The organism is Clostridium sp. 'White wine YQ' (assembly GCF_028728205.1).
Taxonomy (GTDB): domain Bacteria; phylum Bacillota; class Clostridia; order Clostridiales; family Clostridiaceae; genus Clostridium_T.
In genome coordinates this window covers 1678938-1702685 of sequence record NZ_JAQYUU010000001.1, presented here as the reverse complement: position 1 = coordinate 1702685, position 23748 = coordinate 1678938, and the positions used below count along the sequence as shown (strand labels likewise).

At 31.5% G+C, this 23748-nt stretch carries 25 protein-coding genes and 1 other annotated feature; of the genes, 19 read left to right on the top strand and 6 right to left on the bottom strand.

The genetic code is table 11. From position 1 onward, the window contains the following. Positions 1-64 precede the first annotated feature (64 nt). Positions 65-2113: a methyl-accepting chemotaxis protein gene (locus PTZ02_RS08585; RefSeq protein WP_274227375.1), complete on the top strand. Its 2049-nt coding sequence runs from the start codon at positions 65-67 to the stop codon at positions 2111-2113. 61 nt (positions 2114-2174) lie between these two features. On the opposite strand, the gene PTZ02_RS08580 is transcribed toward PTZ02_RS08585, so the two are convergent. Together PTZ02_RS08580 and PTZ02_RS08575 are read right to left on the bottom strand one after the other, a co-directional pair. Further along, the gene (locus tag PTZ02_RS08580) at positions 2175-2807 is read right to left on the bottom strand and encodes a hypothetical protein (protein WP_274227374.1); all 633 of its coding nucleotides are present in this window, start codon (positions 2805-2807) and stop codon (positions 2175-2177) included. Positions 2808-2965: 158 nt separating this feature from the next. Next, on the bottom strand, positions 2966-3283 hold the full coding sequence (locus tag PTZ02_RS08575; protein WP_274227373.1) for a CGGC domain-containing protein: 318 nt from the start codon (positions 3281-3283) through the stop codon (positions 2966-2968). 174 nt (positions 3284-3457) lie between these two features. Between PTZ02_RS08575 and PTZ02_RS08570 the strand changes: the two genes are divergently transcribed. Continuing rightward, a complete protein-coding gene (locus PTZ02_RS08570) occupies positions 3458-3871 on the top strand; it encodes an acyl-CoA thioesterase (protein ID WP_274227372.1) in 414 nt (137 codons plus the stop codon). Positions 3872-3902: 31 nt separating this feature from the next. Here PTZ02_RS08570 and PTZ02_RS08565 read toward each other — a convergent pair whose 3' ends face one another. Genes PTZ02_RS08565 through PTZ02_RS08555 form a run of 3 tightly spaced genes read right to left on the bottom strand, consistent with a single transcriptional unit; the run spans position 3903 to position 4653 of the window. Further along, positions 3903-4139: a hypothetical protein gene (locus tag PTZ02_RS08565; protein WP_274227371.1), complete on the bottom strand. Its 237-nt coding sequence runs from the start codon at positions 4137-4139 to the stop codon at positions 3903-3905. Between the two features lie 10 nt (positions 4140-4149). Further along, positions 4150-4458, bottom strand: coding sequence for a TIGR04104 family putative zinc finger protein (locus PTZ02_RS08560; RefSeq protein ID WP_274227370.1), 309 nt, complete (start codon positions 4456-4458; stop codon positions 4150-4152). A gap of 21 nt (positions 4459-4479) precedes the next feature. Next, positions 4480-4653 carry a hypothetical protein gene (locus tag PTZ02_RS08555; RefSeq protein ID WP_274227369.1) on the bottom strand — a complete coding sequence of 58 codons (174 nt, stop codon included), beginning with the start codon at positions 4651-4653 and terminating at the stop codon, positions 4480-4482. 160 nt (positions 4654-4813) lie between these two features. After that, positions 4814-4868, top strand: a sequence feature (sodium ion sensor (DUF1646 type); this cis-regulatory element may regulate processes involved in with the transportation of sodium ions). Positions 4869-4912: 44 nt separating this feature from the next. Here PTZ02_RS08555 and PTZ02_RS08550 point away from each other — a divergent pair. From PTZ02_RS08550 to PTZ02_RS08470, 17 genes are all read left to right on the top strand, one after another. Continuing rightward, positions 4913-6100: a cation:proton antiporter gene (locus tag PTZ02_RS08550; RefSeq protein ID WP_274227368.1), complete on the top strand. Its 1188-nt coding sequence runs from the start codon at positions 4913-4915 to the stop codon at positions 6098-6100. A gap of 101 nt (positions 6101-6201) precedes the next feature. Continuing rightward, positions 6202-7740, top strand: a complete 1539-nt coding sequence (locus PTZ02_RS08545) for a phytoene desaturase family protein (RefSeq protein WP_274227367.1) — start codon at positions 6202-6204, stop codon at positions 7738-7740. Between the two features lie 58 nt (positions 7741-7798). Beyond that, complete coding sequence (locus PTZ02_RS08540) at positions 7799-8122, top strand: hypothetical protein (RefSeq protein WP_274227366.1); 324 nt, start codon at positions 7799-7801, stop codon at positions 8120-8122. Between the two features lie 120 nt (positions 8123-8242). Beyond that, the gene (locus tag PTZ02_RS08535) at positions 8243-9397 is read left to right on the top strand and encodes a PucR family transcriptional regulator (RefSeq protein WP_274227365.1); all 1155 of its coding nucleotides are present in this window, start codon (positions 8243-8245) and stop codon (positions 9395-9397) included. Between the two features lie 157 nt (positions 9398-9554). Then, positions 9555-10880, top strand: a complete 1326-nt coding sequence (locus PTZ02_RS08530) for an aminotransferase class III-fold pyridoxal phosphate-dependent enzyme (protein WP_274227364.1) — start codon at positions 9555-9557, stop codon at positions 10878-10880. 14 nt (positions 10881-10894) lie between these two features. Beyond that, positions 10895-12046, top strand: a complete 1152-nt coding sequence (locus tag PTZ02_RS08525) for an iron-containing alcohol dehydrogenase (RefSeq protein ID WP_274227363.1) — start codon at positions 10895-10897, stop codon at positions 12044-12046. 100 nt (positions 12047-12146) lie between these two features. After that, positions 12147-12956, top strand: coding sequence for an ABC transporter ATP-binding protein (locus PTZ02_RS08520; RefSeq protein ID WP_274228082.1), 810 nt, complete (start codon positions 12147-12149; stop codon positions 12954-12956). Between the two features lie 2 nt (positions 12957-12958). Beyond that, entirely contained in the window at positions 12959-13735 is a 777-nt protein-coding gene (locus tag PTZ02_RS08515; RefSeq protein WP_274227362.1) for an ABC transporter permease, read from the top strand. A gap of 18 nt (positions 13736-13753) precedes the next feature. Further along, complete coding sequence (locus PTZ02_RS08510; protein ID WP_274227361.1) at positions 13754-14521, top strand: ABC transporter permease; 768 nt, start codon at positions 13754-13756, stop codon at positions 14519-14521. 25 nt (positions 14522-14546) lie between these two features. Continuing rightward, positions 14547-15578 carry an ABC transporter substrate-binding protein gene (locus PTZ02_RS08505; protein ID WP_274227360.1) on the top strand — a complete coding sequence of 344 codons (1032 nt, stop codon included), beginning with the start codon at positions 14547-14549 and terminating at the stop codon, positions 15576-15578. A 454-nt stretch (positions 15579-16032) separates the two neighbouring features. Further along, complete coding sequence (gene hydA / locus PTZ02_RS08500) at positions 16033-17400, top strand: dihydropyrimidinase (RefSeq protein ID WP_274227359.1); 1368 nt, start codon at positions 16033-16035, stop codon at positions 17398-17400. A gap of 29 nt (positions 17401-17429) precedes the next feature. Further along, positions 17430-18932, top strand: a complete 1503-nt coding sequence (gene preA / locus PTZ02_RS08495) for an NAD-dependent dihydropyrimidine dehydrogenase subunit PreA (protein ID WP_274227358.1) — start codon at positions 17430-17432, stop codon at positions 18930-18932. A gap of 19 nt (positions 18933-18951) precedes the next feature. Next, entirely contained in the window at positions 18952-20172 is a 1221-nt protein-coding gene (locus PTZ02_RS08490; RefSeq protein ID WP_274227357.1) for a Zn-dependent hydrolase, read from the top strand. 111 nt (positions 20173-20283) lie between these two features. Beyond that, on the top strand, positions 20284-20934 hold the full coding sequence (locus tag PTZ02_RS08485; protein WP_274227356.1) for an HAD family hydrolase: 651 nt from the start codon (positions 20284-20286) through the stop codon (positions 20932-20934). A 45-nt stretch (positions 20935-20979) separates the two neighbouring features. Next, positions 20980-21276 carry a DUF3784 domain-containing protein gene (locus PTZ02_RS08480; RefSeq protein WP_274227355.1) on the top strand — a complete coding sequence of 99 codons (297 nt, stop codon included), beginning with the start codon at positions 20980-20982 and terminating at the stop codon, positions 21274-21276. A gap of 20 nt (positions 21277-21296) precedes the next feature. Next, positions 21297-22022, top strand: coding sequence for an AAA family ATPase (locus tag PTZ02_RS08475; protein ID WP_274227354.1), 726 nt, complete (start codon positions 21297-21299; stop codon positions 22020-22022). Between the two features lie 180 nt (positions 22023-22202). After that, on the top strand, positions 22203-23021 hold the full coding sequence (locus PTZ02_RS08470; protein WP_274227353.1) for an aminoglycoside adenylyltransferase domain-containing protein: 819 nt from the start codon (positions 22203-22205) through the stop codon (positions 23019-23021). Positions 23022-23083: 62 nt separating this feature from the next. Here PTZ02_RS08470 and PTZ02_RS08465 read toward each other — a convergent pair whose 3' ends face one another. Further along, positions 23084-23530, bottom strand: a complete 447-nt coding sequence (locus PTZ02_RS08465) for a helix-turn-helix transcriptional regulator (protein WP_274228081.1) — start codon at positions 23528-23530, stop codon at positions 23084-23086. Between the last annotated feature and the right edge of the window lie 218 nt (positions 23531-23748).

Sequence of the window (23748 nt, the reverse complement as noted above, 5' to 3'; positions counted from 1 at the left end):
CTAGATTTCCAAGAATGTAACGATAATATAAGTGGCGAAATATTAAATCTTGGAGGGAGAACATATGAAAATTAAAACAATTAAGAACAAACTTATATTGACATTTATCTTAGTTATCTTAGTACCTATGTGTACTACCGGCATCATTTCTAATGTCGTGCTGACAAAAAGTCTTGAATCTTCTTATTCTAGTTCTATAGAGAAGTCTATAACTGGATTAAATAAAGTAGTAGATGAGTCTTATAATGGTTATGAGGCATCATTAGCTCAGATAACAGAAAATTCTATATCAAAAAATTCATTAGCTAACCCTAATGGAGCTATAGTAAAAAAAGAACTTAATGGAATAATAAAAAGTAATCCTAAGATATTAAATGCTTATATTGCAACTGAAGATAAAAGCATGTACATATTTCCTGAGACAGAGCTTCCAAAGGGGTATAATCCTACTGTAAAGTCTTGGTATAAAGATACAATCTCTAATGATAAGATACTTTGGCAAGATGCTTATAAGGATGTAGCAACTGGAAAGATGGTAGTAACTGCTACAAAGAAAATAGTAGATGAATCTGGAAAAGCAATAGGGGTTGCTGGAATAGATATTGATATTACTAATATCGCAGATCTAGTTAATAAGACTCAAATTGAAAACACAGGCGAAGTACTTCTTATGGATAAAACGGGAGTAGTAATCGCCTCTAAGAATAAAGATATATTACAGAAAAACTTAAATCCTGATAGAGTAAATACTAATGCAGATACACAAGATCAAAAGATGGAAAATGCATTTAAGGATAAATCAGAAGTATCTTGGATGAAACCAGTAATTGAAGGTAAATCAGGTGCTGATCAAACAAAGATTCTTGGAAAAGATAAATTAATTTATTATACAAGTAATGATAAGTCTGGTTGGAAGCTTGTTGGAATGCTAGATACTAGTGAAGTATACGCTAAAGTTTTTTCTACAATTAAAATAACCGGGGGACTTTTCTTATTATTTATAATAGCTGCACTTTGGGTTGGAGTTAGAATATCTAAGAGTTTAACTAGTCCAATTAATCAATTAAAAGAAGCAATGAAAAAAGGTGAAGCAGGTGACTTAACAGTTATTACTAACATAAAAAGTTCTGATGAGCTTGGAGAACTAGGTGGAAGATTCGCGAACATGATTGATAGTGTTAAAAACCTAGTTTTATCTGTAAAAACCTCTGCTGATAATGTATTAAAGGTTTCAGAAACTTTAACTAAACGAGCAGATGAAGTTTCAACATCTTCTGAAGAGATAGCTAGAGTTATGGATGATATCGCAAGTGGAGTACAAGAACAGGCAACAGAAGTAGACAAGGCTGCTGGAATTGCAACTGATTTTAATAATAGCTTAACTATTATAAAAGAATATAATAGTAAGATGAATAAAGAAAGTCAAGAGATAGAAACAAGCAGTGAAAAAACAATGGCTGCCTTTAAAGAACTTAAAACTAAAAATGAAAGTACAATAAACGGTGTTTCAGAAACAGCAAAGAGTATTGGAGTTTTAGTAAAAGAAACTGAAGATGTAGGCCAAATACTTAGTACAATACTAGATATTTCTGAACAAACTAATCTTTTAGCATTAAATGCAGCGATAGAAGCTGCAAGAGCTGGAGAGTCTGGAAGAGGCTTTGCTGTAGTTGCAGAAGAAGTTAGACAGCTTGCAGAACAATCTGGTACATCAGCAGAGAACATAAGAAATATAATTACTAGAGTTATTGAAACAACTAAGGTTGCAGCAGCAAATATGGATAACATTAGAGCTGATGTAGAAAATCAAAACTCAGCAGTTACTTATACTGAACAAAACTTTGTAAGTTTAAATAAATCAATTGAAAGTATAGTAGAAAAAATAGAAGCTATGAATAAAAACATAGAATTAATGCTATCTAATAGTGATCTACTTACTTCAAATATTCATAATATATCAGCTGTTTCAGAAGAATCAGCAGCTGCAACAGAAGAGGTTAATGCAGGTATTGCTAACCAATTAAATGATATACAAAATGTAAAATCACAAGCAGATGAGCTTTATAACTTAGCTCAAACTTTAGATAACTTAATAGAAAAATTCCAAGTTTAATAATAAAAATGACGTATTGCAATCCTGGGTGGAGAGCAATACGTCTTCTTTATTTTATAAGCTATTTAATTGATTTAACGAAACATGTAACTCCATCTTCAGATGCTTCTGCAAAGTTCATCTTCTTAAGATATTTAATATGAGAAGCATTGGATGAATAACAGATGAATTTATTATATCCCTTATCTAAAAAATACTCTTTACTGTTTTCAAAAATGAAAGTTCCAATTTTAAAATCCCTATATTCAGGTATAACAAAATCAAGATCAATCTTTAGGGTACCGCTTTCTTTTTCGGATGCAATAAAAATTCCTGCAGGTACTAAGTTCCTTAAGATATAAAAACCAATAGGGGTATTTTTTGAATCATACTCTAGATTATCTGAATAATTTTTTATATCCTCGTGATAAAAATCTAAAAAATTCTTAAGGTAATTAGAGTCATTCTCTATAGGAAGAATTTTAAAATATTCCTTTGTACCATAGATTTTTATAAGATAGTAAACATTAATTATGCAGATACATAGGTTCATAAAACCTACAGGGAAAGCACCTATTAAAAAGCCATATAAAGAAAATATTGCAGATCCTAATAGGTTAATCCACCTTAATTTTATTATTGAGCTCATTAATAGAGAAATTAAAACAATGAATGAGGCTATATACCCCAAAGCTTCTAAAAAATTATTACTCATATTGTAGTCTCCCATAGCTATTATTTTCTGTATTCTAGTATAGCTTAAGAGTAATTAAAAGCAAAATCAGAAAAAAGCTCAATAAAATAAGTAAGCGCTACCATGTTATTATTTTCAAACAGTTTCTCTCGTTTTTATAGTTTTAACTTGTCCACGATTTAATCATGAGTATAGCCAATAATATTAAATTCTTTAGATAATAGTTTAATAAAATCATTATACATTTTGCAATTTATTTTAATACATGTAGATATGTGTATAGTATCTACCCCTCTATTTTTCATTTGATTAGCTCTATGTAACATTTGTTCTAGTGAATTTTCAGAGCATCCATTGCAATGAATAAAACATATTATTTCAGAATTTAAATCATAATCTTTAAAGGAAGCATTTCTGTCATTAAAAGCCTTAAAGCATCCATAACTTGAACAAATCTTACTTTCGTTAAAACATGTAATAATACCAATGTTATTCATAAAAACAACTCCTTATATAAACTTAATGTATATTAAGAAGTATAAATTAATATAGATTGATCATCCTCCTATATTTCATTTTCTAATTTCGCATCATGCATTACGTTCCTTTATTATTTTTTACAATTGCTATATAATATGTACATATAAATTTTAAAATAAGGAGCGATTTAAGTGTACGTAAGCGAAACAAAAATTGTTGTTAGATATGCAGAAACTGATCAGATGGGAATAGTACATCATTCTAATTATTATATTTGGTTTGAACAAGGTAGAACTGATTATATAAAAGGCTGCAATATGAGTTATAGTGATATGGAGGAGAGGGGCATATTAATGCCGCTTGCTGAAAGTAGCTGTAAATATATTCAAGGTGCTAAGTATGAAGATGAATTAATAATAAAGTCTTGGGTAAGTCACTTATCGCCAGTGAAAGTGGTATTTAATTATTCTGTAATTAGAGAAAAGGATCAAAAGGAAATTTCTAAAGGAAGTACGGTACATGCTTTTGTAAATAAAGACCTTAGAATAATGAATATTAAAAAGACGCATTCAGATATTTATGAGAAGCTGCAAACATTGATGTAATAAATAGAGAAAAGACCACTTTAGTGTAATGCTAAAAGTGGTCTTTTTTATTTATCTCATCTAGTTTTGATAATATTAAGTATGTACAGGTAACTATTATAGAACCAAGTAAGCATACACCTGTTAGTACTGCGATTATAAATGAATCATCAGTAGATGAAGAATCGGATGCAATTAGAAAAGAAACAAATCTAATTAAAAAGTAAGTCCCAAAAAATAAGACGATTGAGGTTATAATTTTATTAATCATACTAGTTTTACCTGTCATAGAAACCTCTCTATTCTTTAATATAAAATCTTACGAAAAAAGGTGATGAAAGGATTAATAAAATCATCCAAGCTGGATAAGCCCAGAATATATAAGCATTTAATCCGAATGCCTTGAATATTTCAAATACATGGTTCTCAAATAATAATGGAATAAGAGCAAGTACAATTATAATTATACGAGCAATGGGTTTTATTAAATGTATAGTTTTGCAGTTTTCACATTTAATCGGCTTAAATCCACCCCAGCTCCAAATAGCTTTAATAATAGTTGACCACTTAAATTTATTGGAACATTTTTTACATTTCTGAATTAACATACACTTCACCTTTCCAGAGTACTATGATTTAAGATTATGCTTTTTCATGGATTTTAAAATATATTTAAATATATCTGTAAATCTAAAGATTTTTGATCTTATCAATCCTGCTATTCTAGATATAAGCATTCCTATAATTAAAGGTATTGAAATTGCTAATAGTGCTTGAAACACAAAACTAAAAAATGAATACATATAAATACCCCACAAAATTTAATACATATAAATTATAATACATTATATGGTATTATTCCACATTATGTATTTACATTTGTAGTATGATATAGAATTGAAATTTAAATTGAAAAATAAATTTAAATCTGCTATTATAAAAATAATGAAATATGGAATTATCGGTTGAACAAATTTTTATTTGATTTCAAGAGAATTGACTTTCGGGGTGGGAAGTCCTTTATAGGACATCCCACTTTTTTTGTCGCGAAGGAGGAATATTATGGAAAAGATATTATTGGATATTGTTTTAATTCTTATATTTACTAAGATTGGTGGAATTATAAGTAGAAAATTAAAAATGCCTGAGGTTTTGGGGGCATTAATTGCAGGTGTTATACTTGGACCAGTTGTATTGAATTTTGTACAATATGATAACAATATTAAATTACTATCAAACCTTGGTGTAATCATGCTTATGTTTCTTGCAGGCTTAGAAACTAATGTTGAAGAGTTTAAAAAAGCAGGCTTTTCTTCATTTATAATTGCAGTAGCAGGTATAATGCTTCCGCTTGTTTTAGGAACTTTAGGTGCATATATGTTCTTTGATAACTTTTGGGAAAACATATTTGTAGGAGTTATTTTAACTGCAACAAGTGTAAGTATTTCAGTTGAAACTCTTAAAGAACTTGGAAAGCTTAATACTAGATCAGGAATAAATATTCTCGGAGCAGCAGTAATTGACGATGTTTTAGGACTTATACTAATATCAATTGTTCTCGCAGTAGCACAAACTTCAAGTTCAAGTGTTGGAGTTTCAGGAATATTACCTATTCTATATGTACTTATAAAAATAATTGTGTTTTGTACAATTTCTATAATTGGAGTTGTATATTTACCTAAGTATATTAATAAGCTTGCTGATTATATGAAATCTAGCAGAGATTTTCTTACACTTTCTATAGCATTTGCAATTTTAATAGCATTTATAGCTGAAAGCTTAGGTATAGCGGCAATTACAGGAGCATATATATGTGGACTTATGTTTTCACAACTTACCCATAAAGAGTATTTAGAGAGAAGTATAAAGTCTATATCATCAGGCTTTTTATCACTTATATTTTTTGCAAGTGTTGGGATTGAAACAAGTTTAAAGGGATTAAATACAGAAGTAATTCTAATTACTATCGTTATGTTTGTAATTGCTGTAATAGGAAAAGTGGTAGGCTGCGGCTTTGCTGCAAGATTTCTTAAGATGAGTAAAAGTGAATCAATTCAAATTGGGGCAGGTATGATTTCAAGAGGTGAAGTTGCTATAATTACTGCCAATATAGGACTTCAAAAGGGTATTATATCGCAAGAAATCTTCTTGCCAACTATAATTGTGGTAATACTCACTACAATTATTACACCTATCCTGTTAAAGTTAGCCTTTTCTCATAAATTTGAAAAGAAAGATGGAGCTCTTTAGGGGGCTCTATTTTTAATTGTTTTAAAATCCAATATTTCCATAATATGTTGTATAATAGATATTAGAAATTAAAATAATTAAGTAATTAGGGGGATTTACATATGTCACAAGCCGATAGATATGATGCTATTATAATTGGGGCAGGCATGGGAGGACTTAGTACTGCAGCTTTTTTAGCTAAAGAAGGAAAGAACGTTTTAGTTATAGAAAAGCACGATAAACCTGGTGGGTTTATTACTTCATTTCATAGAAAAGGATGCCGCTTTGACATTGGGTTAGAAGGCCTAATGGAGCTTGGTGAAAATGGTGATATAACTGGATTTTTAAAATACTTTGGAGTATCAGTTGAGACTACTAAAAGAACAGAAAAGTTAAGAATTTTTACTGGGGATAAGGATTATATCTTGAGCTCAGCTACATTAAAAAGTGATTTTATAAAACAATTTCCGCATGAAAAAGAAGCCATTAATAACTTTTTTAACTTAAATGAGAAGATTTTAAGTGAAATGTATAGTGGAGGGGCACCAAAACCTCCTTATGAAATGGGGTTATTTGAAAAGCTTAAATTTGGAATTGAGTCTATGATAAAAAGACCAACCTTAATGAAATATGGAATGAAAAATGCATATCCCATATTAAAAAAGACATTTAAGGATAAAGATTTAATTAACGTTATAATATCAAAGGGCATATGTAATATGGTGTACTTAGGGTATGTCTATAGATGGGATGTAGTAAATAGAGATATTGTTTACTATCCTATTAATGGAATGCAGGCAATTCCTGATGTTGTAGTGCAAAATATTAATTATAATGATGGACAAGTGCTATTAAATACTGAGGTTAAAGAAATTCTTATAGAAAATGGAGTTGCAAAAGGCGTGGAGTGCACTAATGGGTGTAGATACTATGCTGATATTGTAGTTTCGAATTCATCAGTACTCTATACAGTGAATAAACTTGCTAAGGATTCAAAAGAATTAGAACCATTAAGAAATAGTGTAGAAAAACGTGAAATATATCCTGGAGCTATGATTAATTTCATGGGAGTAAGTAGAGACTATGATTTTGGTGGAGTAAACTATATTGCTATTATGGACAAGGATACCATAGATATGGATTTTGATGATTATACTCCATATAATTGTCCTATATGGCTTATCGTAAGTGAAAAACCTAAAGAACAGTTAGATCATTCAGTTACAATATTAGCTTACCTACCATATAAATATCATAATAACTGGGAGACTGGAAAAGATGGTACTAGAGGAGAAGAATATAGAAAATTAAAGAGTGAAGTAGAGACTATTATAACTAATAGAATTTGCGAAAAAATGGGCGAAGATTTTAGAAAGTCTATCCTATTTTGTGTAGCGTCAACTCCAGTATCTTCTGAAAGATATACCTATAGCACTGAGGGTGCATTTATGGGTTGGATGATGAATGAAGGAAACTACGGCAAATTTATTCCTCAAGAAACTAAAGTAAATAATCTTTATTTAGTTGGGCAGTGGGTCTTCCCTGGTGGCGGGGTAGCAGGTGTAATGGCAAGTGCATATTACTTATCTAAAAAGATCTTAGCTATAGATAATATAGATTTAGAAAAGAAATATAAAGAGTTTTTTGAAGCTAATAAATAAAGCTGAAGTATAATTCAAGCACTAGAGATAGTATTGGTATAGAAAGATGGAGGAAAACATGAGGAGTGCAATTTTAGAAAAAGGTGAAGATTACTATACCTATTTAAAATTGTTTATTAGTAAAAATGATGAATTAGTAGAAAAGTTTAGAGCAGGTTTTCCATTAGCAGAAGATTTATCAGCTAAGAATAAAAGACAGAATTCAGAAGTAGCTCATGTAGAAGAACTTTTAATAAAGGAATTAAGAAAAAGGAACTTAGAACTTAATGAAGAAAATTTGCACAAAAAGTATCAAATTTGGAGCTTGTTATATGTATATAGGAAAAAGAAAGTACAGGATGAAGATATTTTGAAGTATATAGATATAATGTTTCATAAATAGAAGAGAAGCCTGAGGGCTTCTCTTTTACATTTACAACAAACAAATAATAATTGTCAGAATTATTTCAACTAAGGTATAATAAAATCTAAAAATATAACTATGTTATGGGGGCGATAGCATATGTCAATTACTGTGGGAAAGTTGTTTGGAAATGGGGCAGTTTTATACCAAATGAAGCTACTTGCGGGACAAAAAGGTCTTAATAGGTTAGTGGAGTGGGTACATATTATTGAAAATGATGAGGTAAGTAAATTTCTTCATGGAAATGAAGTTGTACTAACTTCAGGAATGCTTAATACCTATGATGGATGGCTGCTTGAATATACAAAAAAGTTATATAATGTGGGTATAAGTGCCTTTGTAGTAAATATTGGACCATACACAAAATCAATACCTAAAGAGGTAATTAAGTTTTGCAATGAAGTTAATATGCCACTTTATACTATTCCTTGGGAAACAAGAATGGTAGATATCACAAGGGATATTTGCTATCGCATTATGCAAAAAGAGCAGGCTGAAATAAGTATTGCAACAACTATTAAAAACATTATATTTAAAGTTGGAGATTTAGAAACTCACATTTTACAGATGGAGAGGTATGGATATTTAAGAGATAGTCATTTCTGTTTCATTGTAATGTCTTTTAGAAATGAAAAAGGCAATGATGAAGAAATAGATATGAATAGAATAAAAAGATATACAGAAAGAATAGCTAGAAGCATTCATGAACTGTATATCGCCTTTTCCTATAATGATTGTTTAGTTCTGCTACTTGTTAATTATGGAAATTATGATATAGAGAATTTCGTTAACACATTTTTTAGGAGTTGGAATGAACCTTATTGGAAGGTACATATGGGTATAAGTGATAATAAGGTTGGAATTAAGGTACAAGCTGACAATTTTAATAATGCTTATACAGCTATGACTATGGCTAGAAAGAAAAATAATGAAGTAGTTTATTATGATAAATTGGATATTTATAAGTTACTATTAAATACAAAGGATAAAGATGCATTAAAGGAATATTATGAAGCCACTTTAGGAAATTTAGAAAAGTATGATAGAGAAAATAATACGGATTTAATGACTTTCTTATATATGTATCTTGAAAGTAATGGAAGTCAGAGTCTAGTTGCTGAGAGACAATTCATTCATAGAAATACAGTTAATAATCAACTTAAGAAGATTGAAAAAGTTACTGGCTTTAATCCATTAGATCTAGATCAAAAGTTAAGATTTTACTTAGCTTTTTACATCAGAGATATTTTGTGATTTGTGCAAATGCACAAATAAGATTAGTCATTTACTCATTGAAATGCATAAAATCCCTGTATATAATAAAAACATGTTAAAGAGATAGGTAAACAGCGATGGCGCTTGTTCAATAGAACAAGTGCCATTTTTATTTTATAAAAGGGGAGTGAAGGGTATGAGAGCAGAAGAAATAAAAGACACATTGAAAAAGTATAATTTACAATCATGGAGTAAACAAAGAAATATAAATCCCATTCCAGTTGAAAAAGCAGATGGAATTTATTTTTGGGATTATGATGGAAATAGATATTCAGATATGTCATCACAGCTTGTTAATATGAATCTTGGTTTCGGAAGTAAGGTAATTGGGGATGCAATTAAAGAACAAGTAGATAAATATTGTTATATAGGACCATCCTTTGGTGCAGAATCTCGTGCAAAGCTTGCAAAGAAAATAATAGAGCTAATGCCAGACAACATGGGGAAAGTTTTTTTCACAAATGCAGGAGCAGAGTCTAATGAAAATGCAGTAAAGATAGCAAGGTTATATACTGGGAAATCAAAAATATTTAGTCGTTATCGTAGTTATCATGGATCGTCATTTGGATCAGGAAACCTAACTGGAGAACCAAGGAGATATGCGTTAGAGCCAGGAATTCCAGGGTTTATAAAATTCTTTGATCCATATATTTATAGGGAAGCTATAGAATTTGAATCAGAGGAAGCTGCAACAAAGTATTATTTGGATAAGCTTAGAGAACAAATTATATACGAAGGGCCAGATAGTATAGCTGCTATTGTACTTGAGACTATAACAGGGTCAAATGGAGTTATTATTCCACCTAAAGGATATCTTCCAGGTGTTAGAAAGCTATGTGATGAGTTTAAAATTCTAATGATATGTGATGAGGTTATGACTGGTTGGGGTAGAACTGGTAAGATGTTTGGATTTGAAAACTTTGATATTAAACCAGATATAGTGACATTTGCTAAAGGAGTAACTTGTGGATATGTACAGCTTGGAGGAGTAGTAGTAAGTAAAGAAATAGCGGAATACTTTGATGATAACTTACTATCCTGTGGATTAACTTATAGTGGACATCCGTTAGCTTGTGCAGCGGGAATTGCTTGCGTTAACTATTATGAAGATGAGAATATATTAGAAAACGTAAATTCAGTTGGAAAAGTGCTTGGAGAAAGATTAGAAGAATTAAAAGAGAAGCATCCATCAGTTGGAGATGTAAGATATATAGGATTATTTTCAGCCGTAGAATTAGTTAAGGATAAGAAGACTAAGGAGCCACTAGTACCATATGGTAAGGATCCAGAAGGAATTATGGGGAAAATATTAGGAGAATTAAAGGCAAGAAAATTTATGACATATACCCATGAAAATATGATTCTTGTAGCACCTCCGTTAATTATCACAAAGGAGCAATTAGAAGAAGAGTTAGTGAAATTAGATGAAGTACTATACATTGTTGATAAGAAATATATCTAATTGAGGTGAAAATGATGGCGTTTGAATTTACTTTACCTGGACATACAGTTATGGGAGAAAATGCATTAGAAGCTAGTGAAAGAGTAATTAAATCCTTTGGGAAAAAAGCTTTTATTGTAACAGGAAAGAATGTTACTAAAATAGGCACAGTTAAAATACTTACGGATTCCCTTGAAAGATGGGAAATAGATTATGAAATTTTTAATGATATTATAGGTGAACCTACAGATGTAATGATTCAAAGTGGAGTTAAGGTATATAAAGAAACTAAATGTGATTTCATAATTGCATTAGGTGGGGGAAGTCCTTTAGATAGTGGTAAAGCTATAGCTGCCATGACAAAGCTAGAGGGAAATATTTCAGATTACATGGGATTAGCAATTGATGGGGATTTTCCACCATTAGTATTAATTCCAACTACAGCAGGAACTGGATCAGAAGCTACTAAGTTTACAGTTATAACTGATTCTAAGAAGAATATTAAGATGCTACTTAAAGGAGAAGCTTTGCTGCCAGACTTAGCAATTATTGATTCAAAGTTTTCAATGACAGCACCAAAAGGTGTCACTGCAGCAACGGGAATGGATGCTCTAACTCATGCAGTAGAAGCTTATACATCGAGAAAAGCTAATCCCTTAACTGATACTTTTGCATTATCTGCTATAAAAAGAATTTTTACTTACCTTCCAATAGTATATAAGAATGGGGAAGATAAAAAGGCAAGAGAAGAAATGGCTTTAGCAGCGTATGAAGCTGGAGTATGCATAAATAATTCCTCAGTAACAATAGTTCATGGAATGAGTAGGCCAATAGGGGCATTATTCCATGTAGCACATGGAATTTCAAATGCCATGCTTATAAAGGAATGTCTTTCTTATGTTTTAGATGGTAGCTATGAGAGATTTGGGGCAATAGGAAGGACAATTGGGGCAGCTGATAATAGTAAAAGTGACAAAGAAGCTTCAGAAGCTTTTATAAAAAAATTAAAGGATTTATGTGATATTTGTGAGATTCCTACATTAAAAGAATATGGAATAAACAAAGAGGATTTTGATAAGGTAGTAGATAAGATGGCTCAGGATGCAATGAATAGCGGAAGTCCATCAAATACAATAAAAGAAATTAATAAACAAGATTTGCTAACTATATATAGTAGATTGTTTTAAATATAAGATATTTGCAACGGCGCAAAACGAAAGGTTTTGTGCCGTTTTTCTTATAAAAAAAGGGAGGTATATGGAAGTGAGCATGATAAATGAAATAGAAATGGAATTTGAAAAGAATGAAACCTCAAATTCAAAAAAGGACAAAATAGAAATCAAAATTGAAGACTTAAGCATGATTTACCAAGATAAAAATGGGGGAAAGCCAGTTACGGCACTCAAAGATGTAAACTTGGAAATAAGAGAAGGGGAGTTTATTTCACTACTTGGACCTTCTGGTTGTGGAAAGACTACACTACTTAGAATTATAGCTGACTTATTACAACCTTCCACAGGAAAAATTACAGTAAGAGGGCAAACTCCAAGAGATATAAGACTTCAAAAGAAGTATGGAATAGTATTCCAAAATCCAGTTTTATACGATTGGAGAACTGTAAGAAGAAATGTATGCATGCCAATGGAACTGCTTGGTATGAAGAAAACAGACCGTACAGCTAGAGTTACAGAAATGCTTGATTTAGTTGGATTATCTAAGTTTGGGAAGCATTATCCATATGAATTAAGTGGAGGAATGCAGCAAAGAGTTGGTATTGCAAGAGCTTTAGCTATTAATCCAGAGATTCTACTAATGGATGAACCTTTTTCAGCATTAGATGAATTTACACGTGAAAAGCTTCATGAAGATTTATTAGATATTTGGAAAAAGACAAAAAAGACTGTTGTATTCGTAACTCATAACATTTCTGAAGCAGTATTCTTATCAGATAGAGTTGTTGTACTATCGCCACATCCAGGGCGTGTTTCAGCAGTAATTGATATTGATTTACCTAGACCTAGAAATATGGAATCAAAGCAATCACAGCAATTTTATGATTATATAACAAAAATCAGAAATAGCTTTGAGGGGGTATGAGGATGATAAGTAAGAAAGAAAGGTACAAGGTTAACTTAGTCTGGACTATTGGGATCTTTCTGATATGGGAATTAGTTGCTTTTATTTTAGATAAAGTAGTTCATGATCCAATGGCAGATGCAAAATTGCCATATCCACACGGTGTCATTATATCAATAGTTCAAAACTTCAACGAGTTAATAGGAGCAGCAGGACTAACATTTTCAAGAGCAGTATTTGGATTCATACTGGGTGCAGCAATAGGTTTTATATTAGCTATAATAATGAGTCTTTCAAAAATTGCAGAGAAAATTGCACTTCCATATTTGATTCTATCTCAAATGATACCTGTATTAGGATTAGCACCGATTATATTTACGCTTGTTAGAGATATGAATACTTCAAGAATAGTTATAGCAGCATATATCACGTTTTTTCCGGTTTCAGTAAATATGTTAAGTGGACTAAATAGTGTAGAAAACGATAAAAAAGAACTTTTATATTCCTATGCTGCAAAGAAAAAGAGTATTTACTACAAGCTTATGATTCCTTATAGCTTACCTTATTTATTTGCAGGCTTAAAAATAGCTGCACCAATGTCAATTACAGCTTCAATCTTAGTTGACATGCTTGGTTCAAGTGGAGGAATAGGAGTTAAACTCTTATATTCCCTATACTCTGGCACAAAAGATGTTTTCTGGGGTTCAGTGGTAACTAGTGCGCTAATGGGTATAGTAAGTTATTTTATAGTAATTCTTTTAGAAAAAATCTGTATGCCTTGGAGAAAACAAACTGCATAAGAAAGGGGAGATTCATCTATGACAGAAAAAATTAAAAATGCTTTATGGCCAATTGGTTTTGGAATTCTTGTAATTTATATTTGGCAAAAGGGTCTTATTCATTCTGCATTAGGCTTTAAACCCTTTCAGCTTCCAATACCATCACAGATTATGAAGACTTTACAGGATAATTTATCAAAAGCCTTAGGAGATACTGTAGTCACAGTGTCTGGAGCATTAGTTGGATTGGCATTAGGATGCTTAATTGGATTTCTTGTTGCTGTAATAGCCACACAATTTCCAAAGTGGGGTTATACAGGGCTAAGTGTAATAGCCGCTTTTAATGCCATACCAATTGTTGCATTATCACCAATAATGAACCGTTGGTTTACCAGTGGATTTGCGCAAAAGGTTGGTGTTGTAACTGTTATATGTATGGCCGCTATGGCAATTAATGCTTATAGGGGACTTAATGATTTAAAACCATTTTCTAAAGATTTGTTAGAATCCTATGCAGCATCAGAGAAGGTAATTTTCTTTAAACTTCGGTTACCAAACTGCTTGCCTAGTGTGCTAACAGCCTTAAAGATTAATGTAGCATCAGCAATAATGGCTGCAATGATAAGTGAATATTTCGCTTCATCAACATCGGGAATTGGTTTTGGAGTTAAAGATAATCTAAGAAAAGGAATGATGGCAATGGGCTGGTCCTATATAGTTATGGCAGCACTTATTGGAATTATCCTTTACTTGATTGTACTATTGGTAGAACGCAGAGCTATAAAGTGGCATGCTTCACAAAGATAAATAAAATTTATAGGGGGAGATTATAATGAGAAAAAAATTATCAGCTTTAATATTAAGTGTAGTAATGGTAGGTTCAATTTTTGCAGGCTGTAGCTCTAAAGCTACAGATACAGCAGCAAAACCTACAGGAGAATTGAAAAAGGTAAAGCTTCAATTAAAGTGGTTACCACAGTCTCAATTTATGGGTTACTATGTGGCAAAGGAAAAAGGATATTACAAGGACGCAGGACTTGATGTTGAAATCTTACCAGGAGGTAGTGATATTATCCCAGAACAGAATGTTTATAACGGAGCAGCAGATATTGGAGTTACTTGGGTTTCAAGCTTAATGACGTATCAAGCTCAAGGTTATGAATTACAAGAAGTTGCTCAAGTGTTCCAGAAATCAGGACTATTATTAACTTCAAAGAAATCTGCTGGAATTAATTCACCAGCTGACTTAAAAGGTAAAAAGGTTGCTAACTGGTTTGGTGGGAATGAATACGAAATTCTTGCATTACTTAAAAAATATAACCTAGACAAGGAAAAAGATTTAAAACTCGTTCAACAGGATTATACTATGGATCAATTAAAGGAAGGTTCAGTAGATGCTGCATCAGCTATGACTTATAACGAATTTGGCTTACTACTTGAAAGTGGAATATCAAAGGATGATTTAAATGTAATTGATATGAACAAAGAAGGGGTTGCAATGCTTGAGGATTGCTTATTTGTAAATTCTAAATGGGCATCAGAAAACAAAGATACAGTAGTTAGTTTCTTAAAAGCTTCCATAAAAGGATGGCAGGATGCTACAAAAGATCCAGAAGCAGCAGGTAAGACAGTTTATGATGTAGATAAATCAGTATCACTAGATCACCAGGTATACATGGCAAAAGAAGTTGCTAAGCTTGTAACTCCAGAAGGATTTGATTCAGCAAAGATTGGACAAATTGATATGAAAGCAGTTAGTCAAACAGCTGATTACTTAAAACTTTATAATAAAGACTTAGCTAAAACTCCAGTAGTTGATGATACAACATTCAATTCAGAATACTGGAAAGAAGCTACAAAATAATAAAATTCTATAATACATTTACAAATTTATTATGCTATTAGGATGAAGCAACTTAAGATACTGAATGAGCATCGCAAAGAATTAATAGACTCTTCTCTGGTGATCTTGCTAAAATTGTATAACTCACTGCGTTCAGACAATACAATTTTTTACGCAATCTCACCTTCAAAGACTCTTTAATTCGAGATGCTCGCTCATATGTATCTACCGTTCATTCATCCTAATTTAAATAAAAATTTCTAAAATTTATAGCTTAGAGAATTTTTGGATACTGTACAAATTTAATTGTAAAAATAGGATCAAGTAACTGAAGAAGCTATAGGAGCGTGCAATTATATCGAAAAAATCGAATTAATTCTTAGTGAGGCTCGTTAAAGCATCGGAGACACATAAATTCTATTTTTAATAAATTTTAAAATATTTTTATAAGTTTAAGAATGAAAGGGGAATTCATATGGATTTAATTATAAAGAACGGGACAATTATAACATCGACAGAATCCTATGTGGCTGATATTGCTGTAAAAGATGGTAAGATAGCAGCAATTGGAACAGGTTTTTCAGAAGAAGGCGTAAATGTAGTGGATGCTTGTGGAAAGCTTGTATTACCTGGTGCCATTGATGCCCATACTCATTTAGCAATGCCTTTTGGAGGAACAGTTTCAGCTGATGGATATCTTTCAGGAACAAGAGCTGCAGCCTGTGGTGGAGTTACAACAGTTTTTGATTACCCAATGCAAAGAAAAGGCAGCGGAATACTTGAAACAGTTAAAACTAGACAAGAAATGTGTGACCCTGAGGCCTGTGTTGATTATGCATTCCACTGCATTATTACAGATTTAAACGATGATTCAATTTTAGATGAATTTGAGGCAGCTGTTAATTATGGTATAACAAGCTTCAAGTGCTTCTTAGTTTATAAAAAAGAAGGAATGATGGTTGATGATGCAACCTTAGTAAAGATTTTATCAAAGGCAAAAGAAACTGGAGCAATTACAAATATTCATGCAGAAAATCCAGATCTAATTGATTTAAATATCGAAAAATTCTTAAAAGAAGGAAAAACTTCAGCTTGGTATCACTATTTAAGTAGACCAGAGTACGTTGAGGCAGAAGCTGATAAGAGAGCTGTACACTTAGCAAAATCTATTGAAGCACCTTTATATATAGTTCATATGGCAGATAAAGAAGGGTTAGAAGCTGCAGTAGAAGCAAAGCTTGAAGGACATGATATTTATATTGAAACTTGTCCACAATATTTAGAATTTACAAGTGAAGTTTATAAAAGAGAAGATGGAAGGAATTTTGTATGTTCTCCGCCAATGAAAGGGCAAGAGAGCCAAGATGCATTATGGAAAGCTATAAAGTTAGGCACTATTGATACAGTAGCTACAGATCACTGTCCATTCCAGAGTTATGAAAAAGATTGGGGAAAGGATGATTTTACAAAGATTCCAAATGGATGTGCAGGTGTTGAAAACTTATATCCATATATGCTTTCTAAAGCAAATGAGGGAGTAGTAAGCTTCAACCGTGTAGTAGAATTATGTTCAACTAATCCAGCTAAGATATTTGGATGTTCACAAAAGGGATCTATTACAGTTGGAAAGGATGCCGACATTGTAATTTATGATCCCAATAAGGATTTTACTATTTCAGTTAGTAATATGCATTCAGACTATGATCACACAATTTGGGAAGGTAAGAAGCTTCATGGATATCCAGTACAGACTTATGTACGTGGAATTTTAGTATATGATAATGGGGACTTTGTAGGAAACCCAGGGATAGGACAATTCGTAAAGAGAATAGGACGTAAGTAATCTTAAATTTTTTGTTAGGGGGCATGAATATGAATAATTTGAGTTATAAAGAAATTTCGATAAGAGAAGATGTGTCAGGTTGTTTACTTTGTTATGAAGCACCTTGCACAAAAGCGTGTCCCAATCATCTTGAAGTGGATAGTATCATTCGTTCATTAAGGCTTGAAAATAGGGCTGGAGCAGTAAATAAATTGCCTAATTTAGTACCCTGTGATGCTTGTGATGCTAAATCATGTAAAGAGGCTTGTTTAAAGGGCAGAATTAATAATCCAGTTAAGATTGATAGAATAATGAGTGCAATTTCAAATCAACCTAAAGTAAAAGAGGAAGAAGTTGATTTATCTATAGAATTTTGTGGAGTTAAATGTGAAAATCCTTTTTTCCTTTCTTCATCAGTTGTAGGAAGTAACTATGAAATGGTAGCAAAAGCTTTTGAAATGGGATGGTCTGGGGTAGCATTTAAAACCATAGGAATGTTTGTACCAAACGAAGTTTCACCAAGGTTTACAGCGCTTACTAAAGAAAATGTACCTTTTGTGGGGTTTAAAAATATAGAACAGATTTCAGATTACACATTAGAAGAAAATATAGCATTTCTTAAGAAATTAAAGAAAAACTATCCAACTAAGATTATTGTAGCATCAATTATGGGACAAAATGAAGAAGAATGGACCAAGCTTGCAGAGCTTATGACGGAGGCAGGAGCTGATATTATAGAATGTAATTTCTCTTGTCCACATATGACTAAAAAAGGGGTTGGTTCAGATGTTGGTCAAAATCCAGATTTAGTCTCTTTATATACAAAGGCTACAAGAAAGGGAACTTATTTACCTATTCTTGCCAAAATGACGCCTAATATAGGAAACATGGAAGTGCCAGCAATAGCTGCAATGAAATCAGGAGCTACAGGAATTGCTGCTATAAATACAATTAAAAGCATAATGAATGTTAACCTTTCAACCTTTGCTTCAGAACCAAATGTGGTTGGAAAAACCAGTATTGGAGGATATTCAGGTAAAGCTGTTAAGCCAATAGCATTACGTTTTATTCATGATATGAAAACTTGTGAAGATTTAAAAGGCGTTGAGATAAGTGGAATGGGTGGAATTGAAACCTGGAGAGACGCGGTAGAATTTATGGCATTAGGTTGTGAAAACTTACAGATAACTACCTCTGTTATGCAATATGGTTATAGAATTATTGAAGATTTAATTGGTGGAATGAAGCTATATCTAAGTTCTCAAGGGTTAAAAAACGTAAGAGAAATTGTAGGAAAGGCTCTTCCTAATATCGTGCCAGCAGATAAGCTTGAAAGATGTAGCATATGTTATCCAAGATTTGATAGAGAAAAATGTGTAGGCTGTGGAAGATGTTATTTATCTTGCTATGATGGTGGCCATCAAGCAATAAAAATGAATGAAGACACTAATAAGCCTATATTAATAGTAGATAAATGTGTAGGGTGTCAACTATGTGTAACTGTTTGTCCTGCTGAGGCTATATCATCTGGAAAAAGAGTAAATAAAAAATAAGATTAAGGGGGATATTGAGATGTTAATTTGTAATAAAGAAAGATTAGAAGATAAAATAAAAACCTTTAGTAAATTTGGAGATACTGGAAAAGGCGGAATCACAAGATTATCTTTATCACCAGCAGCCTTAGAAGCTAGAGAAGAGTTTTGCAAAAGGTGTAAAGCCCTTGGAATGGAGATAAGAACTGATGATATGGCAAATATTTATGCAACTATACCAGGAGAAAAAGGACTACCTGCTATTATGATGGGTTCTCATATGGATTCAGTAAAGCAAGGGGGAAATTATGATGGCATTTTAGGCGTTTTAACTGGTCTTGAGGTGGCAGAAACGATAGTTACAGAAAAAATAGAACATAAGCATCCAATTACAGTAGTTGTATGGACAAATGAAGAGGGTGCACGTTTTGAACCAGCTATGATGTCATCTGGAGTTATAACTGGTAAATTTGATAAAGACGTGATGCTTGCATCAAAGGATATAGAAGGAGTTACCTTCAAAGAGGCATTAGAAGCTAGTGGATATATGGGAGAACTTGAAAATAGAGCATCAGCTGAAAAATTTAAGGCATTAGTAGAGTTACATGTAGAGCAAGGGCCAGTGCTTGAAGACGAAAAAGTTGATATTGGTGTTGTCGAAGGGGTTTGCGGTATGATTAACTATGAATTTTCATTTATAGGTCAAGCAGATCATGCTGGAACAACTCCAATGAAATACAGAAAAGATGCATTATATGCAGCTGTAAAGACAATTCAATACCTACATGATGAATTAGATAAGCTTGATAGTAAATTAGTTTATACTACAGGTAAAATATCAGCACATCCCAATATTCATACAGTTATACCTGATAATGTTAAGTTTACATTAGATGCAAGACATCAAGATCCAGAAGTGATTAAAGAGGTTATTGAAATAATTAATGCAATTCCTAAAGTAGTCGAAAAATGTGAAGCAAGTTTTGAAGAGGCGTGGTCACGTAAAACTGTTAAGTTCTATTCTCAATTTGTAGATTATGTTGAAAAAAATGCAAAGGAATATGGGTATTCAGTTAGGAGAATATATAGTGGGCCAGGGCATGATGCTCAATTTATTACAGATATAATCCCAACCACTATGATTTTTGTTCCAAGTGAAAATGGACATAGCCATTGCGAAAAAGAATTTACTCCTCTTGAAAACTGCTGGAAGGGTGCAAATGTATTATTACAAACAATTCTAGATATAGATAAAAATTAATTAGATTTTATAAGTTAATCCTATGAGTTATGTCATAGGATTAGTTTTTTCTATGCTATAATTAATTTACAAGAACTAGACATGCTTATTTATCTTAAGGGGGAATTTTATATGAAAAAGTGCAATACAATTATTTTTGATTTAGATGGAACATTACTTGATACTCTTGATGATCTAACAGATAGCGTAAATTACTCATTAGCACGTCATGGATTCCCAGTCAGGGAAAAAGATGAGGTTAGAAGATTTGTTGGAAATGGAGTTGCGCGTTTAATTGAACTAGCTATTCCAGAAGGACGTAGTAATCCAAAGTATGATATATGTCTTGCAGACTTTAAAGAGCATTATTCTAAAAATAAGCAAAATAAAACCAATGCTTATAATGGAATAATGGAGCTTTTAGAAAAATTATCTAAAGAAAACTATAAGCTTGCAATTGTATCAAATAAGTTTGATAAGGCAGTAAAAGAACTTAATCAAATTTATTTCGGAAAATATATAAAAGTAGCAATTGGACAATCAGAGCACATTGCTAAAAAGCCTGCACCAGATACTGTTTATATGGCACTAGAAGAATTAGGCTCAAAGACTGATGATTCAATATATGTAGGAGATTCTGAAGTGGATGTAAAGACTGCTAAGAATTCTGGAATTAAATGCGTAGGTGTCACCTGGGGTTTTAGAGGCAGAGAAGTTTTAGAAGAGAAGGGTGCAGATTATGTTATAGACAAGCCATCAGAATTACTGGAAATAATTGCATAATATGATGTATAATTAAAGTGTGAATTATTTACGAGGGGATATTTTATGTTAATTGGGGTGGCTATTATATTCTTAATAATAGCTTTATTAATCTTTTCAGGAAAAGGAAGCTTTCTTATAATTGGATATAACATAGCTTCAAAAGAAGAAAAAGAAGAATATAATGAGAAAAAGCTTTGTAGGGCAGTAGGCACACTATGCATATATGTTTCAATAATAACTGCATTAGCTAATTTCTTTAAGTACAATGATATATTTGGAACTTTTTATCTGGTTTCAATATTTGCAATGATTATATTTACAATTATTTATATAAACACTAAGTGTAAAAAAATAAGCTAGAACCGCTGGAGGTAAAGTAATTGAATTTTGATCAATACTTAAGACATGTTGAGCTACGACATGAAAGAATAAAATCTTTTTCTGAATTTCCATATTGCCTATCATCAGTAAGAAACTTGGATAGGATGGAGTTTCACCCAAAGGTTACTTTTTTAGTAGGTGAAAATGGAACCGGTAAATCAACAATACTTGAAGCGATTGCTATTGCATTTGGTTTTAATCCAGAAGGAGGAACTAGAAATTTTAACTTTTTAACAAAGAATACTCATTCAGAATTACATGATGCAATAAAGCTAGTTAAAGGAGTTAAGAGACCACATGATGGATTTTTCTTAAGAGCTGAGAGCTTTTATAATGTAGCTACAAATGTAGATGAACTTGATGCGGCGGAATTCTATGGAGGAAAATCTCTTCATTTGCAATCTCATGGGGAGTCTTTCTTATCACTTATAAGAAATAGATTCAGCGGGAATGGATTATATATTTTAGATGAGCCTGAGGCAGCACTTTCACCATCAAGACAAATGTCTATGCTAGCTATAATGCATGAGCTTATAAGTAATAACTCTCAGTTTATAATAGCAACTCACTCACCAATAATAATGTCATATCCTGATTCTGTTATCTATGAATTAAATGATGGTATTAAAAAAGTTAATTATAAAGAAACTGAGCATTATAAAATTACAAGGGCATATCTTGAAAATCCTGAAAGAATGCTTAAGATACTCTTAGAAAATGGGTAGAATAAATAGTTTTGGAAGTCATGGGACTTCCTTTTATTTTTTAGAATTTGAAATATTTAATAAATTTGTAATAGAATTTTAAAGATTCTTAAGTAAATATTTACATTTTACATAGTATAATAAAGTAAATTCACTTTAATACTATAAAAAATAAAAATTAATTTAAAAAGAGGAATAGTCATGGGATATATACCTAAAAAGGTTAAGTTAGTTATAGACAAGCATATAGAAATGATAGAAGAAAGAATTCCAGATTTTCTTGAAGGCTATTATATTTATGGATCTTTATCTCTAGGAAAATTTCATTATGGTTCTAGTGATATCGATTTTATTGCGGTAGTTAATAGAGAAATTAGTGATGAAGAATTAGAGGAATTAAAATATATTCATAACAGCATTAATAAAAAATATCGAAAGACTACACTAGATGGAATGTATGTAATTGAAAAAGATATTGAATCCATAAAAAAAGAAGAGAATAGATGTGTTAGGTTTAACGATGGAAAATTTGAAGGTTATGTAAAGTTTAATAGAAATTCAGTAGATGCATATCAATTAAAAAAATGTGGAATGGTCATAAAAGGGAAAGACATTGATGATTATAAACTAGAAGTTAATTTTGATATTTTAATTAATGAAATGAGGAATAATCTAAATAGCTACTGGGTGAACTGGATGAATGGCTGTAAGAAATTTATGTCATCAAAATACATTGGATCCTTTGTTAGTCTAAAGAATATTGAGTGGGGAGTTTTAGGTGTTTCCCGTCTTTATTATACATTAAATGAAAAGGATATAACCTCTAAGGTTGAAGCAGGAGAGTATGCTTTAAGAAAAGTTCCTTCCAAATGGCATAATATAATTAAGGAATCCATGAAGCTTAGAAAAGATAGTAAAGAGTCTTATTATAAGTCTTTTATTAAGAGAAGAGACGATGCTTTAGAATATATGGACTATATAATAAAAGAAAGCAATAGACTATTAGATGGGAAGAAATGAGTGGTTTTAAGCAAAAGAACAGTATATTAAATTAGTATACTGTTCTTTTAGTGTTTCATAGTTTACTTATTCTTCTTTTTTGCCATTTTATATTTTTGATAAAGAATATCTTTTAAAACTAAAACTGTGTCAGAATCATCAAAATTGAACTCATTTTTAAAGGTATCATATAGGTCAGAAATTTTTTTGCTATAGGTTTCTATTCCCTTCATTCCTTGATATGAAGCTAATATTGGATACTTTTTACTCCAAGCACTAGTCCAATCAATTTCATCAACTATTAATTCAATACTAGTAAGGTCACCACCAATAGGGGTGCCACTTATAAGATAATCATAACTTACATTATAAAGTTCACTTAATAACTTAGCTTTAATAAGTTCAGGAACAGTTTGATCACTTTCCCATTTACTTACTGTTTGCCTAGATACACCTAGTTTTTCAGCCACATCTTCTTGAGATAAAGCTGCCTTTTTACGTAAATCTAATAATTTTTCGCCTAAGGACACAATTGTCACCAGCCTTTCTTCTATTTCAACAGCTATTGATTAGTTATAGTATACTAAAGGATAAATATCATTTCTATCAAGTAAAACTGGAATTTTGTCAACTAAACTTAACATTTTAAAGTATAATGAAAATATATTTGTTTACACTACGAAAATAAACAGTCCTACTTAATTGTGCAGGAAAAGTCGGATGACTATTTTAAAATTTTGATATCCTG

Coding starts and splice junctions, on each gene's coding strand:
- PTZ02_RS08505 (WP_274227360.1), top strand. CDS start 14,547: ATGAGAAAAAAATTATCAGCTTTAATATTAAGTGTAGTAATGGTAGGT.
- PTZ02_RS08585 (WP_274227375.1), top strand. CDS start 65: ATGAAAATTAAAACAATTAAGAACAAACTTATATTGACATTTATCTTA.
- PTZ02_RS08470 (WP_274227353.1), top strand. CDS start 22,203: ATGGGATATATACCTAAAAAGGTTAAGTTAGTTATAGACAAGCATATA.
- PTZ02_RS08575 (WP_274227373.1), bottom strand. CDS start 3,283: ATGAATAACATTGGTATTATTACATGTTTTAACGAAAGTAAGATTTGT.
- PTZ02_RS08555 (WP_274227369.1), bottom strand. CDS start 4,653: ATGTATTCATTTTTTAGTTTTGTGTTTCAAGCACTATTAGCAATTTCA.
- PTZ02_RS08560 (WP_274227370.1), bottom strand. CDS start 4,458: ATGTTAATTCAGAAATGTAAAAAATGTTCCAATAAATTTAAGTGGTCA.
- PTZ02_RS08565 (WP_274227371.1), bottom strand. CDS start 4,139: ATGACAGGTAAAACTAGTATGATTAATAAAATTATAACCTCAATCGTC.
- PTZ02_RS08485 (WP_274227356.1), top strand. CDS start 20,284: ATGAAAAAGTGCAATACAATTATTTTTGATTTAGATGGAACATTACTT.
- hydA (WP_274227359.1), top strand. CDS start 16,033: ATGGATTTAATTATAAAGAACGGGACAATTATAACATCGACAGAATCC.
- PTZ02_RS08515 (WP_274227362.1), top strand. CDS start 12,959: ATGATAAGTAAGAAAGAAAGGTACAAGGTTAACTTAGTCTGGACTATT.
- PTZ02_RS08545 (WP_274227367.1), top strand. CDS start 6,202: ATGTCACAAGCCGATAGATATGATGCTATTATAATTGGGGCAGGCATG.
- PTZ02_RS08540 (WP_274227366.1), top strand. CDS start 7,799: ATGAGGAGTGCAATTTTAGAAAAAGGTGAAGATTACTATACCTATTTA.
- PTZ02_RS08530 (WP_274227364.1), top strand. CDS start 9,555: ATGAGAGCAGAAGAAATAAAAGACACATTGAAAAAGTATAATTTACAA.
- PTZ02_RS08480 (WP_274227355.1), top strand. CDS start 20,980: ATGTTAATTGGGGTGGCTATTATATTCTTAATAATAGCTTTATTAATC.
- PTZ02_RS08535 (WP_274227365.1), top strand. CDS start 8,243: ATGTCAATTACTGTGGGAAAGTTGTTTGGAAATGGGGCAGTTTTATAC.
- PTZ02_RS08550 (WP_274227368.1), top strand. CDS start 4,913: ATGGAAAAGATATTATTGGATATTGTTTTAATTCTTATATTTACTAAG.
- PTZ02_RS08520 (WP_274228082.1), top strand. CDS start 12,147: ATGGAATTTGAAAAGAATGAAACCTCAAATTCAAAAAAGGACAAAATA.
- PTZ02_RS08490 (WP_274227357.1), top strand. CDS start 18,952: ATGTTAATTTGTAATAAAGAAAGATTAGAAGATAAAATAAAAACCTTT.
- PTZ02_RS08525 (WP_274227363.1), top strand. CDS start 10,895: ATGGCGTTTGAATTTACTTTACCTGGACATACAGTTATGGGAGAAAAT.
- PTZ02_RS08580 (WP_274227374.1), bottom strand. CDS start 2,807: ATGAGTAATAATTTTTTAGAAGCTTTGGGGTATATAGCCTCATTCATT.
- PTZ02_RS08510 (WP_274227361.1), top strand. CDS start 13,754: ATGACAGAAAAAATTAAAAATGCTTTATGGCCAATTGGTTTTGGAATT.
- preA (WP_274227358.1), top strand. CDS start 17,430: ATGAATAATTTGAGTTATAAAGAAATTTCGATAAGAGAAGATGTGTCA.